Annotated in this window: 13 protein-coding genes; 5 read left to right on the forward strand and 8 right to left on the reverse strand. The window is 33.8% G+C overall.

Translation table 11 applies throughout. From position 1 onward, the window contains the following. Positions 1–77: 77 nt before the first annotated feature. The 4 genes from porT to BUC23_RS03630 form a co-directional block, all read right to left on the reverse strand. Entirely contained in the window at positions 78–782 is a 705-nt protein-coding gene (porT, locus tag BUC23_RS03610; RefSeq protein ID WP_073205545.1) for a type IX secretion/gliding motility protein PorT/SprT, read from the reverse strand. Positions 783–806: 24 nt separating this feature from the next. After that, positions 807–1,538, reverse strand: coding sequence for a bifunctional demethylmenaquinone methyltransferase/2-methoxy-6-polyprenyl-1,4-benzoquinol methylase UbiE (gene ubiE, locus BUC23_RS03615; protein ID WP_073205549.1), 732 nt, complete (start codon positions 1,536–1,538; stop codon positions 807–809). A gap of 568 nt (positions 1,539–2,106) precedes the next feature. Next, a complete protein-coding gene (locus BUC23_RS03625) occupies positions 2,107–2,589 on the reverse strand; it encodes a dihydrofolate reductase (RefSeq protein ID WP_073205556.1) in 483 nt (160 codons plus the stop codon). A gap of 11 nt (positions 2,590–2,600) precedes the next feature. After that, positions 2,601–2,933 (reverse strand): 2TM domain-containing protein, encoded by a 333-nt coding sequence (locus tag BUC23_RS03630; RefSeq protein ID WP_073205559.1) that lies wholly within the window; start codon positions 2,931–2,933, stop codon positions 2,601–2,603. 235 nt (positions 2,934–3,168) lie between these two features. Here BUC23_RS03630 and BUC23_RS03635 point away from each other — a divergent pair, with 235 nt between their 5' ends. Beyond that, the gene (locus tag BUC23_RS03635; RefSeq protein WP_073205562.1) at positions 3,169–3,465 is read left to right on the forward strand and encodes an isoamylase early set domain-containing protein; all 297 of its coding nucleotides are present in this window, start codon (positions 3,169–3,171) and stop codon (positions 3,463–3,465) included. A gap of 76 nt (positions 3,466–3,541) precedes the next feature. On the opposite strand, the gene BUC23_RS03640 is transcribed toward BUC23_RS03635, so the two are convergent. The 4 genes from BUC23_RS03640 to BUC23_RS03655 all read right to left on the reverse strand — a co-directional run bounded on the left by BUC23_RS03640 (position 3,542) and on the right by BUC23_RS03655 (position 7,007). Beyond that, the gene (locus BUC23_RS03640; protein WP_073205566.1) at positions 3,542–4,366 is read right to left on the reverse strand and encodes a thymidylate synthase; all 825 of its coding nucleotides are present in this window, start codon (positions 4,364–4,366) and stop codon (positions 3,542–3,544) included. Positions 4,367–4,447: 81 nt separating this feature from the next. Beyond that, positions 4,448–5,077, reverse strand: coding sequence for a bifunctional nuclease family protein (locus tag BUC23_RS03645; RefSeq protein WP_073205569.1), 630 nt, complete (start codon positions 5,075–5,077; stop codon positions 4,448–4,450). Between the two features lie 128 nt (positions 5,078–5,205). Further along, positions 5,206–6,171: an electron transfer flavoprotein subunit alpha/FixB family protein gene (locus BUC23_RS03650; RefSeq protein WP_073205572.1), complete on the reverse strand. Its 966-nt coding sequence runs from the start codon at positions 6,169–6,171 to the stop codon at positions 5,206–5,208. Positions 6,172–6,260: 89 nt separating this feature from the next. Then, a complete protein-coding gene (locus BUC23_RS03655) occupies positions 6,261–7,007 on the reverse strand; it encodes an electron transfer flavoprotein subunit beta/FixA family protein (RefSeq protein WP_073205575.1) in 747 nt (248 codons plus the stop codon). Positions 7,008–7,487: 480 nt separating this feature from the next. Here BUC23_RS03655 and BUC23_RS03660 point away from each other — a divergent pair, with 480 nt between their 5' ends. The 4 genes from BUC23_RS03660 (at position 7,488) to BUC23_RS03675 (ending at position 12,393) form a co-directional block, all read left to right on the forward strand. Next, entirely contained in the window at positions 7,488–8,465 is a 978-nt protein-coding gene (locus BUC23_RS03660; RefSeq protein WP_073205578.1) for a pyruvate dehydrogenase complex E1 component subunit beta, read from the forward strand. Between the two features lie 63 nt (positions 8,466–8,528). After that, positions 8,529–11,015, forward strand: coding sequence for a DUF5686 and carboxypeptidase-like regulatory domain-containing protein (locus BUC23_RS03665; protein WP_073205583.1), 2,487 nt, complete (start codon positions 8,529–8,531; stop codon positions 11,013–11,015). 137 nt (positions 11,016–11,152) lie between these two features. Next, positions 11,153–11,761 carry a DNA-3-methyladenine glycosylase family protein gene (locus tag BUC23_RS03670; RefSeq protein ID WP_073205586.1) on the forward strand — a complete coding sequence of 203 codons (609 nt, stop codon included), beginning with the start codon at positions 11,153–11,155 and terminating at the stop codon, positions 11,759–11,761. Positions 11,762–11,862: 101 nt separating this feature from the next. Next, complete coding sequence (locus BUC23_RS03675; protein WP_073205589.1) at positions 11,863–12,393, forward strand: inorganic diphosphatase; 531 nt, start codon at positions 11,863–11,865, stop codon at positions 12,391–12,393. Positions 12,394–12,420: the final 27 nt, after the last annotated feature.

Below are 12,420 nucleotides of genomic sequence, written 5' to 3' on the forward strand. Positions count from 1 at the left end.
TCAGTATTCATCCCGAAGCTTCGGGAGCAGTTTGCAGTGAGAGCCGAATACTGTGACTGAAAACGGTAAACTATTTTTTAATGGAAAGTAAAGTTGATAAAAACGGCTCTTGATTTTATGGATTCGATATTGCTGGTCCATGGACTGTTAGGATCGTTGTCTCGAATCAATTCGTCTCTAAGCCCAAAAACACCTCGAATAGAAGGCGAAAATATGAAATAAGGAGAGAAAAAATCAATTCCAAAACCCATTTCATAGTTGGTAGTCCAAGGTTTTACTCTAAATCGTTGTCCGGAATTGTCATCTGCAGATTTTGAATTACTGGATAAATTTAAAGTTGTCGATAGTCCTCCTACAATATAAGGACGAACATTTCCTGTTCTTAGAGAAGAAAATTTCAATAATAAAGGCAAGTGAATGTAGGTGCTGTTTACCTGTCTTAAAGCATCAGATTCAGTTGTGAAATTGGGATACATTAACTCTCTTGTTGTGTAATATAATCCTGGTTCAAATCGCAAGTTGATGTATTCATGAAGTTTTAAATCACCCACAATCCCCACATTAAATCCAGTTGATTTTTTTACTTGAATATCGGGACCTACTGTTTTATAATCTATTTTGAAATCATAGGAATTGAAGCCTAAAAAATATCCAAAATAAAGTCTTTTATTTTGAAAATTTTCTAAGTTAATAATAGGGTCCTTACTGAACATATTTTTAGTAAACTGTGCAGATCCACTCAATGTGAAAGCAAAGAGAATTAAGCAAACTATTTTTTTCATGTTTATTCTAAATGTTCTTCAGTATTATTTTTTAGAAGCGGAATAAATGGTAGCCACGCCAAATGTTTGTGGCATTGCTATAACATCTATAAACCCAGTTTTTCTCAAAATATTGTTTAACGCTTCTCCATAAGGAAATGCAGCTGAAGATTCTGATAAATAGCCATAAGCTACATTATCGTTTGAAAATAATTTACCTATAAGTGGAAGTATGTTTTTACTGTAAAAATTATATCCTTGTTTGTATGGTGTTTTTTCAGGTACCGATGTTTCTAAAATTACAAATACACCATTTGGTTTTAAAACTCGTAGTATTTCAGCCAATCCTTTTTCTAAGTTTTCAAAATTTCGGACACCAAAAGCAACGGTAATAGCATCAAAATAGTTGTCTTCAAAAGTCATGTTTTCTGAATCTCCCAAAATCATTTCAATAGTATTAGAAAGATGTTTAGTATCAATCTTTTTTTTGCCTACTTCAAGCATTCCAGCAGAAATATCTAAGCCAATAATTTTCTCCGCATTGGTCTGCGCCATCAAAATTGCCAAATCTCCAGTTCCTGTCGCAATATCTAAAATTGTTTTAGGATTAGATTCGGATACGATTTGCAATACTTTTTTACGCCACTTTATGTCAATTCCAAAAGAAATGACACGATTAAGGTTGTCGTAATTTCCGGATATTGTATCAAACATTTGCGCAACTTGTTCTTTTTTTCCTAAAGTTGAATTTTTATATGGAGTAATATCTTTTGACATTTTAATTTTATTTCCACAAATATAATACAAACCGTACGAACTAAAAATGGGTTTGTAAAATTGAATTCGATTTTGTTTGAATGGTTAGAAAAATGAATCTTTTATTTATTTTAAAAAAAATGAAATATCACTAAAAGTGGGTATTGCAAGGATAATTTTTAATGTTGAATTTTACTTTCTAGTTTTAAATATTAGAATCAATGATTAAGAGGGATTTAATGACCCAAACAAAGTGGTTTTTTCTTGCGTTAACAATCTCTTTTGTTCTTGTAAGCGGTGTTGAAAGTACTATTTTGTTAAATGGTACTTTGTTGAAAGCGCAAAATACGTTCTTAGGATTAAATTTGTTTTTGGAAATTTTAGTTTTCTTCGTCTTTAGTACCTTCGTGGTATTTGGTATTAAAGGCTTCTTTGAGATGTATTCTCAAAAAACGTCAAATGTTATTATCTTCATCTCTGGAGTATTTTTAATATTTGTAATTTTTCTTTTATGTTATCAAATACTGTTTCAAGAGTAGGTCATTTTCTCTTATCATTGTAAAAAAAAACATCCCGAATGGGATGTTTTTTATTTTCTTAAATAGGTATCGTAACTGTAGTCGAATAGATGTTTTTCATCCTTCTTATTGAATTCTGAAGTTGTTTTGTCCCATTCCTCAAGATTTATCTCTGGGAAAAAAGCATCTGCATCAAAAGATTCATGCACTCGTGTAATTTCAATTTTATCCGTAAACGGCAATCCCAAATAATAGATTTCTCCCCCGCCAATAATGTATGTAGTTTCATTTTTAGGACATATTTCTATTGCTTTTTCCATGCTGTCTACTACAAAACAACCTTCTGGTTGGTAATCTTCCTGTCTGGATATAACTATATGTGTTCTGTTGGGTAGAGGTTTTGGAAAGCTTTCAAATGTTTTTCTACCCATTATTATGTGATGCCCTGAGGTAAGTGTTTTAAACCTTTTGAAATCATTTGGAAGATGCCAAACTAATTCGTTGTTTTTTCCAAGTGCATTGTTTTCGGCTACAGCCGCAATCATTACTATCATTTTTTTAAATTTTATGTAGCGGATTCTTCATTTAACTGTGATTCTAGTTGGATTATTTTCTTTTGCTGTAAAGCAACCAGTCGGTCTATTTGTTCTCTTTCCCAATCTTTATTCATAAAACGATCGGTTATATATACTTTTATGAAATGCAGAATAAAAAGGAAAAACCATATAGTAATTACCCAAATACACCAATTTGTTTCTATGCCAATATTGAGAAATTTATGGGCAATAAATAGAAATAAACTCCCTAACAGAAATAAAACAGAATGAAAATAAAGCCCTTTTTTTTGTTTTATTCTTCTTCGAGCGTATTCATATTGCTCATGTAGTTCTTTTTCCATAGTTTATTTTTATTTTATAAAGATAAAATTTATTTCGGAATGGTAATATTTGCTTGTGTATTATTTAGGGAGAAAACGTTTTCTTATTTTGGAAATCTAAATTTAAACTTTAAAAAAAGCAAAACATTTAAAAAATTAACAGTGTTTAACTCATTTCATTAAAACTTAGGGTGGTTTTTTGAAAGTCCAACTGAATTCATTTTCTTTGTCTCATAAATCTAAAAATGAAATAGTTATGTCGATAAAGAAACAATTTGTAAAAACAAAACCAGTTTGTAAAGTTACATTTTCGGTAGAAGCAAAGCAAGCAGCATCAGCATCAGTAGTTGGTGATTTTAATGGTTGGGATTTAGCTGAAGGAGTATTAAGTAAATTAAAAAACGGAACCTTCAAAGCTACTTTTGACTTGAACAAAGATGCATCTTATGAGTTTAAATATGTAATAGATGGTCAATTCGTAAATGAGCCTGGTGCAGATTCATTCAAATGGAATGATTTTGCTGGAGCAGAAAATAGCGTTTTGTCTATATAATTAAATAAAAAATAATCCGCTTTATAGCGGATTATTTTTTATATCGGTGTTTCTTTAGGTAAGGATTCAGTTTGATTTAAACTGCAACAGACCCCTTTATAAGGGCATGTGGCTCGTATCCTTCTAAAGTGAAATCTTCGAAATCAAATTCGAATATGTTTTTTATGGCTGGATTCAAAATCATTTTTGGTAAGGATTTCGGCTCTCGGGACAATTGTAATTCAAGTTGTTCAAAATGATTGTTATAAATGTGAGCATCACCAAAAGTGTGGATAAATTCTCCAACTTCAAGATCACAAACTTGCGCAATCATCATTGTCAGCAATGCGTATGAAGCGATATTAAAGGGAACTCCCAAGAATATATCGGCACTTCTTTGGTATAACTGACAGGATAATTTTCCGTCAGAAACATAAAACTGAAAGAAAGCATGACAAGGAGGTAATGCGGCTTTATTGTTGGCTACATTTTCGTCAAATGATTTTGTAGTATCAGGAAGCACAGAAGGATTCCAAGCCGAAACTAGCATTCTACGACTGTTTGGGTTGGTTTTAAGTTCTGTAATTAGTTCCGTGATTTGATCTATCTCCTCGCTGTTCCAGTTGCGCCATTGATGACCGTAAACAGGTCCTAAGTCGCCATTGGCATCAGCCCAAGAGTCCCATATTTTTACTCCATTTTCTTGAAGGTACTTAATATTTGTATCTCCTTTTAAGAACCAAAGCAATTCGTATATTATAGATTTTAGATGCAGTTTCTTAGTGGTAACCATTGGGAAACCTTCATTTAAATCAAAACGCATTTGGTAACCAAATACACTTTTTGTTCCTGTTCCTGTTCGATCTCCTTTTTGACAACCGTTTTCCATAACGTGTTGCACTAAATCTAAATATTGCTTCATGTGTTTTATGCTTTAGGCTATAAGTTGTAAATCAAAGTTTGTTTTTTGCTTTAAGCATATAACCTAAAGCTTAAAGCTTTTTTACGATTCTCTTTTTGAGATTTCATCTCTAATTTTTGCTGCTTTTTCATAATCTTCATGAGTTACGGCTTGGTCGAGTAACTCATTCAATTCCTGTAAACTATGCTTTGAATACGTGTTCCCGGATTGATTGCTTTCTTCTTCTCTCCCGAAAGTGTCTGGATTAGAAAGAACATCATCTAATTCTTGAGAGTCTTTATTTGCATCTGAAGGGTTTGCTTTTAAATATATTCCGGCTTTGTCCAGGATGTTCTTGTAAGTAAAAATAGGAGCATTGAATCGTAGCGCCAATGCTATGGCATCAGAAGTGCGTGCGTCTATTATTTCCTCAATTTTGTCTCTTTCGCAAATGATACTGGAGTAAAAAACACCATCTACCAGTTTGTGGATTATGACTTGTTTTATAGTGATATCAAAACGTTCTGCAAAATTTTTGAATAAATCATGCGTCAAAGGACGTGGTGGTTTTATTTCTTTTTCTAGAGCAATAGCGATAGATTGCGCTTCAAAAGCACCTATGACAATAGGCAACTTTCTTTCGCCATCAACCTCATTCAAAATCAAAGCGTACGCTCCGTTTTGAGTTTGACTATATGAAATTCCTTTTATGGATAATTTAACTAAGCTCATAATTGTTGTAATGGGAAAGTACCGTGTACTTTTTTAATAATAAAAGGTGCAAAAAAAATTGCTATCTAAAAGCAAAGATACAAATATCTTATTTTTTTGATAGCAATTTCGATGATTTATTAAAGAGACTAGTTTTGTGCTTTGAAGGCTTTGAATTTCTCAATTAATTTTGGAACAATTTCAAATGCATCTCCAACAATTCCGTAATCAGCCACTTTAAAGAAGGGAGCTTCCGGGTCACTGTTGATTACTACTTTTACTTTAGAAGAGTTGATTCCTGCAATGTGTTGTATTGCTCCTGATATTCCAATTGCAATGTATAAATTTGTGGCAACCGGTTTTCCAGTTTGTCCTACGTGTTCTCCATGAGGTCTCCAACCTAAATCTGAAACTGGTTTTGAACAAGCAGTTGCAGCACCAAGTACTGAAGCTAATTCTTCAATCATTCCCCAGTTTTCAGGTCCTTTTAATCCGCGACCAGCAGAAACAACTATGTCAGCATCAGCGATAGAAACTTTTCCGGAAACTTTTTCTACTGATTCAACTTTGACACCAAAATCATTGTCTCCAATAGTTGGGTTGAAATCTTCTTCAGTTAATGTAGAGGCAGTTTCAACAATTCCGTACGAGTTTTTGGCAAGTCCAAGCACTTTTACATCAGTGTCAATTTCAGTGATGTTGAATGCTTTGTTTGAAAAAGCATTTCTTTTTACTTGAAAAGGCGATGTTGAAACCGGTAAACCAACAACATTTGAAGCATAACCAGCTTCTAAAGCTACTGCAACAAGTGATGAAAGATAAATACTGTCCGTCGTTGAAGAAAGTAAAATTAATTTAATATTTTCTTTTTGAGCAGCTTGTTTGATTACATCAGCATACGCTTTTGCTGTAAAACCTGATAATTTATCGTTGTTTACTTTTAATACTTTGTCTACGCCGTATTTTGATAATTCTGAAACATCTCCTGCATTTACAGTCACTGCCGTTACAGTTGTTCCTAACGATTCCGCTACTTTTTTTGCATAAGAAGCTAATTCGAAAGCTACTTTCTTGAATTTTCCTTCTGCGTATTCTGCATATATTAATATTGACATAATTTTTTATTTAAAGTTTAAAGTTTGCTTCGCCTGTTCGAGTAAAGCTCTCGGGTTAGGTTTAAAGTTTTGTAACTGAAAACGGATTACTAGATTACTTTCGCTTCGTTGTGTAATAAATTGATTAATTCGTCTAAATTATCTGCAGAAATTAATTTTACGGCAGATCTTGGAGCTGGTTTTTCAAATTTCACCGCTTTTGTCTCTATTGGTGCAGCAACAGGCTCAAGAATTGTCAATGCTTTAGTTCGAGCAGTCATAATTCCTCTCATGTTTGGAATACGCAAATCTTTCTCTTCAACCAATCCTTTTTGCCCACCAATAATTAAAGGTAGAGTAGTAGCAACGGTTTCTTTTCCGCCATCAATTTCACGAACTGCTTTTACATTTGAACCGTCAACCGTTATGGAAGTACAAGAATTTAGGAAGTTGTATCCTAAGATTCCGGCTATCATTCCAGGAACCATTCCTCCATTATAATCCAAAGATTCTTTTCCAGCGATAATAACATCGTAACCGCCGTTTTTGATTACTTCAGCAAGTTGTTTGGCAACGAAAAATCCGTCAGTAGGATTTGCGTTTACACGAATGGCTTCGTTTGCACCTATTGCTAATGCTTTTCTTAAAGTTGGTTCTGTTTCTGGTCCTCCAACATTGACAACCGTAACGGTTGCGCCTTGTTGTTCTTGGAACCAAATAGCTCGTGTTAAACCAAATTCGTCATTTGGATTAATCACAAATTGTACACCATTAGTATCAAATTCAGAGTCACCATTGATAAAGTTAATTTTTGAAGTAGTATCAGGAACGTGACTGATGCAAACTAATATTTTCATAAGTATATATTTAATTATTCTTAATTTCTTTTACAAATTTAAAATTTTAATTCGAATAAATACTATGCATGCATAATATTTTTTTCATAACTATTACGATTTCGGAGATTTAACAGGAAGATTTAACGCTTTGGATAGTAAAGATCGCTTTTGATAAAAAATGCTTCCGTTATTTTTTTGTGATTTTATAGTGATAAATACTTGTTATGCAAATAAATAAAACAGAAATTCAATCACTCCTTTTTAGTATTGGAATGTGGTAAATTTTATAGGGTAAGAGAATTGCTCTGTATTACATCGATTTCGTAGCCCGGCTAACCGCTATATCTTCTTGCAGTCTAGTTTTTTAGAACTAGACTGCAAGAAGATATAGCGGTTAGCCGGAAATAGCTCCTAATTATTTTAAAGTAATTTATGCATTAAAGTGGTTTTAAATAATTATTTTTGCTTTTCTAAAAATTACACACATACACTATAACTATGAGAACGATACAATTTAGAGAGGCCATTTGCGAAGCAATGAGTGAAGAAATGCGTCGCGATGAGTCCATATACTTAATGGGTGAAGAAGTTGCAGAATATAATGGTGCTTACAAAGCGTCTAAAGGAATGCTTGCTGAATTTGGCGAAAAAAGAGTTATTGATACTCCAATCGCGGAACTTGGTTTTACAGGTATTGCAGTAGGATCAGCAATGAATGGGTGTCGACCAATCGTGGAGTACATGACATTCAATTTCTGTTTAGTAGGAATTGATCAAATTATAAATAATGCCGCTAAAATGCGTCAGATGACCGGTGGGCAATTTAATGTGCCAATCGTTTTTCGTGGTCCAACTGCTTCAGCAGGGCAATTAGGAGCAACACACTCGCAAGCTTTAGAAAACTGGTTTGCAAATACTCCAGGACTTAAAGTTGTAGTTCCTTCTAACGTTTATGATGCAAAAGGACTTTTGAAATCAGCTATTCGTGATAATGATCCTGTAATTTTCATGGAATCAGAGCAAATGTATGGTGATAAAGGAGAAGTGCCAGATGGTGAATATACAATCCCAATTGGTGTTGCTGATATAAAACGTGTTGGTACCGATGTTACGATTGTCTCTTTTGGAAAAATCATTAAAGAAGCTTACATCGCTGCTGATCAATTAGCAAAAGAAGGAATCTCCTGTGAAATTATCGATTTAAGAACGGTTCGTCCTTTGGATTTCGAAACAATTTTGACTTCAGTAAGAAAAACAAACCGATTAGTAATTCTTGAAGAAGCTTGGCCTTTTGCAAGTGTTTCATCTGAGATTACATATTTAGTTCAAGAACGCGCTTTCGATTTTCTAGATGCACCTATTCAGCGAATCACAACAGCTGATACGCCAGCGCCTTATTCTCCAGTTTTACTGAAAGAATGGTTGCCTAATGCCGGTGATGTTGTAAAAGCAGTAAAAAAAGTACTGTACAAATAATCAAATAACAATTCAAAAGAAACTTCATCATACAAATATTTGATGAAGTTTTTTTTTACAATTATGAAAAAAATCCTAATAATCAGTCTGCTTTTTTTATTCGCGTTTGCGAATAACGCTTTTGCGCAAACAAAAGTGAGTGGCATTGTTGTCGATAAATCAGGGCAGCCTATTCCTTTTGCAAATGTCGTTTTCAAAGATTCCAATGAAGGAATTGTTACTAATGAAGATGGTCGTTTTTATATTGAATCTCAAAAAACATATAGTACAATTGTAGTGTCATCTGTAGGATTTTCAGAAAAAGAGATTGCTTTAGAAAAACCGGTAAATTATAATTTCAAAATTCAGTTGAATGAAGCCGAGAGCCTAAAAGAAGTGGTAATTTTTTCGGGGAAAACCTCAAAGAAAAACAATCCTGCACTTGATATTCTTAGAAAAATTTGGGAACACAAGCGCAAAAACGGATTGAATTTATTTGCTCAGTACCAAATGGAAAAGTACGAGAAGGTAGAGTTTGATATGAATACGATTGACAGTGCTTTTATGAAAAGTAAGCTTTTCAAAGGCATGGAATTCATTTTTGATCAAGTAGATACTTCCAGAATTACCGGAAAAACGTATTTGCCTATTTTTATCAATGAGGCTTTGTATGATGTATATGGAGATACTAAATTGAAGAAGGTAAAAGAGATAATGAAAGCCAACAAAACTTCGGGTTTTGAAGGGAATCAGCAAATTTTATCTTTTGTAAAAGATTTGTATTCAGATTATAATATCTATGACAACCACCTTACTTTTTTTGACAAAAGCTTTACCAGTCCATTGTCTAGCACTGGTATTGATGTTTATAATTATGTATTGCGCGACAGCTCGTTTGTGGATAAAAAATGGTGTTACAACATAGTGTTTTATCCCCGACGCAAGAACGAACTGACTTTCAAAGGTGATTTTTGGGTAAATGATTCCACATTTGCGATCAAAAAAATCAACATGGCGGTTACAAAAAGCGCTAACATCAACTGGGTAAAAGATATTTATTTAGAGCAGGAATTTGATGTGGTCAATGATTCGGTTTTTTTATTGACCCGTGATTATTTGATGTCGGATTTTGCTTTAAACAAAAAAGAGAAATCAAAAGGATTGTATGGAAAGAGAACTTCTTTCTACAGGAACCATGAATTCAATAAAGAGAAACCAGTTGCCTTTTATAAGGAAGAGGTTAATTATATGGATAAAGCGGTTTACGCTAAATCAGATGAATTCTGGAATGAAAACCGTTTTGAGAATTTGAGCAAAGACGAGTTAGGGGTTTATAAAATGCTAGACACGTTAAAGACCGTTAAAAAATTCAAACAAATATCAAGTTCAGTAATGGTGCTTGCAAGTGGTTATGTGCAGTTTGGCCATATCGATTATGGTCCTATTTTTTCCACATTTGGATACAATGAAGTGGAAGGACTTCGACTACGTACCGGCGCAAGAACTTATTTTGGTACTGCCGATACATGGAGACTGCAAGGTTATGCTGCCTATGGTTTTAAAGATGATAAATTGAAATACGGGTTTTCAGGAAAATGGATGGTAGATAAGAAAAACCGACTTATTTTGTCTGGAGGTAATAGGCGTGATGTGGAGCAAATAGGCTCGAGTTTAACCGCTTCAACGGATGTCTTGGGTCGAAGTAATGCGTCGTCAACGATTTTTGCTTCGGGGAATAATGGTAAGCTGACGACTATCAATTTAAGTACCGTTGCTTTAGAAATAGAGCCAGTAAAAAACGTAACCTTTCAAACTGGGTTTTCCTATCGAACGTTAGAATCAGCCTCACCTACATTTAGTTTAGATTATTACACTGATGCAGCACAGACCATTACTAAAAGCGATGTAAAACAATCGGAATTTAATTTTCGGGTAGGTTATACACCTAAAAGGAAAGCCATAGGGTTTGCCGTAGAAAGAGATATTGCAGACAGTCCGTATAGTGAAGTTTCTGTGAACTACAGCCATGGTTTTAAAGGATTGTTGGATAGTGATTTTAAATATGAAAAGATTCAATTGTATTTCAAACAACCTATTATAATAGGGCCTTTAGGACGATCCAATATTATTCTTGAAATGGGCAAAACCTTTGGGACAATTCCTTTGGGATTGATGAGCGTTATACCGGGGAATCAAACCTTCTTTTCGAACGAAAGTACCTTTAGTAACCTCAATTATTATGAGTTTATATCGGATCAGTATACCACATTGCAGTGGAATCATAATTTTCAAGGGAGATTCTTTTCGAGAATCCCATTTATGAGAAAACTCAATTGGAGAGAAATCATTGGAGTAAAAGGAGTTTATGGAACCATATCAGATGCTAACAGAGCGATAAATGCTTCCGGATTAGCTTATAATGCACCGGAGAATGTTTACTGGGAATACAATGCGGGTATTGGGAATATTTTCAAATTTTTGCGTATTGATTTCGCTTGGAGAGGAAGTTATTTAAACACTCCTGATACCAATCGTTTTTCGGTAAAAGGATCGTTTGGTTTCTATTTTTAAGAGGAATTTGTTTCAGAATCTATTCCTGTTATTTTTTATTTGAAGCTATTTCCAGCTGTACACTATATCTTTTTATCTCGTTTTTGAAAACGAGATAAAAAGGATGCCGTTTCCATCTGGGCTAAAAAAATCAGATTATGCAACAAGCCATCGAATATCTTTCAGAAAAAGATACGATTTTCAAACTCATAATAGAAAAATACGGACTTCCAACGATTCCAAAAAGACCGCAAGGTTTTGAGACTTTACTGTTGTTAATATTAGAGCAACAAGTTTCGATAGATTCAGCCAAAGCCACTTTTTTAAAATTAAGAGAAAAGATAAAAATCTTTGAACCATCTATTCTGGTGGATTTACAGGATGAGGAATTTAGGACCCTTGGCGTAAGCCGTCAAAAGACGTCCTATATCAAAGCGTTGTCCGTTGCTATACTAAACAAGGATATTGATTTAGAAAGCCTGCCAACCAAAACAGCGGATCAAGTACGACAAGAACTCATTAAAATAAAAGGAATAGGAAACTGGACCATAGATATTTATTTGATGTTTTGTCTGCAAGCCCCGGATTTATTGCCGCTAGGAGATATTGCGGTTGTAAATACGATCAAAGAATTACTCGATATTCACGAAAAAGAAGCTATGGAAGTTCATGCTGTGCAATGGAGCCCGTATCGTTCTTACGCCACATTTCTTTTATGGCATTATTATTTGAACAAAAGAAACAGAACAATAGTATATCAATATTAATTTCATGAAAATTTAATGTAGAGATAACGTGGATTTTTCATTGTAAAAACGTATCGTTTGCTTATTTTTGCACCCATAATTATAGAAAAGAAAAAACTAAAATGACTGCAGACAAATTAACAACTTTCGATGTTCTTATCGAAATACCAAGAGGAAGTAGAAATAAATACGAATATGATTTCGAAATAAAAAGAATGCGTTTTGACAGAATGCTTTTTTCATCCATGATGTATCCTGCTGATTACGGATTTATTCCTGAAACATTAGCATTAGACGGAGATCCATTAGATGTTCTAGTATTAGTAAATGAACCAACTTTTCCTGGATGCGTAATGGAAGTAAAACCAATTGGTGTTTTTCATATGGCAGATGATAAGGGACCAGACGAGAAAGTTATCTGTGTACCGGTTTCTGATCCAATTTGGAATTCATTGAACGATTTGTCTGATATGAATCCGCATTTATTAAAGGAAATCGAACATTTCTTCCAAGTTTATAAAGACTTAGAAAACAAAACAGTAGATGTTGGTGGTTGGGGTGATGTAAATGAAGCGTATGCCATTATCAAAGAATGTACAAAACGTTTTGACGATATTGAAAACAAACCAGAAGGATTATTTAGCATTAAATAATTCCCACACATATAATTTTTGCAAAAA

The sequence above is a fragment of the Flavobacterium xinjiangense genome (assembly GCF_900142885.1).
GTDB lineage: Bacteria > Bacteroidota > Bacteroidia > Flavobacteriales > Flavobacteriaceae > Flavobacterium > Flavobacterium xinjiangense.

Coding starts and splice junctions, on each gene's coding strand:
- porT (WP_073205545.1), bottom strand. CDS start 782: ATGAAAAAAATAGTTTGCTTAATTCTCTTTGCTTTCACATTGAGTGGA.
- ubiE (WP_073205549.1), bottom strand. CDS start 1,538: ATGTCAAAAGATATTACTCCATATAAAAATTCAACTTTAGGAAAAAAA.
- BUC23_RS03625 (WP_073205556.1), bottom strand. CDS start 2,589: ATGATAGTAATGATTGCGGCTGTAGCCGAAAACAATGCACTTGGAAAA.
- BUC23_RS03630 (WP_073205559.1), bottom strand. CDS start 2,933: ATGGAAAAAGAACTACATGAGCAATATGAATACGCTCGAAGAAGAATA.
- BUC23_RS03635 (WP_073205562.1), top strand. CDS start 3,169: ATGTCGATAAAGAAACAATTTGTAAAAACAAAACCAGTTTGTAAAGTT.
- BUC23_RS03640 (WP_073205566.1), bottom strand. CDS start 4,366: ATGAAGCAATATTTAGATTTAGTGCAACACGTTATGGAAAACGGTTGT.
- BUC23_RS03645 (WP_073205569.1), bottom strand. CDS start 5,077: ATGAGCTTAGTTAAATTATCCATAAAAGGAATTTCATATAGTCAAACT.
- BUC23_RS03650 (WP_073205572.1), bottom strand. CDS start 6,171: ATGTCAATATTAATATATGCAGAATACGCAGAAGGAAAATTCAAGAAA.
- BUC23_RS03655 (WP_073205575.1), bottom strand. CDS start 7,007: ATGAAAATATTAGTTTGCATCAGTCACGTTCCTGATACTACTTCAAAA.
- BUC23_RS03660 (WP_073205578.1), top strand. CDS start 7,488: ATGAGAACGATACAATTTAGAGAGGCCATTTGCGAAGCAATGAGTGAA.
- BUC23_RS03665 (WP_073205583.1), top strand. CDS start 8,529: ATGAAAAAAATCCTAATAATCAGTCTGCTTTTTTTATTCGCGTTTGCG.
- BUC23_RS03670 (WP_073205586.1), top strand. CDS start 11,153: ATGCAACAAGCCATCGAATATCTTTCAGAAAAAGATACGATTTTCAAA.
- BUC23_RS03675 (WP_073205589.1), top strand. CDS start 11,863: ATGACTGCAGACAAATTAACAACTTTCGATGTTCTTATCGAAATACCA.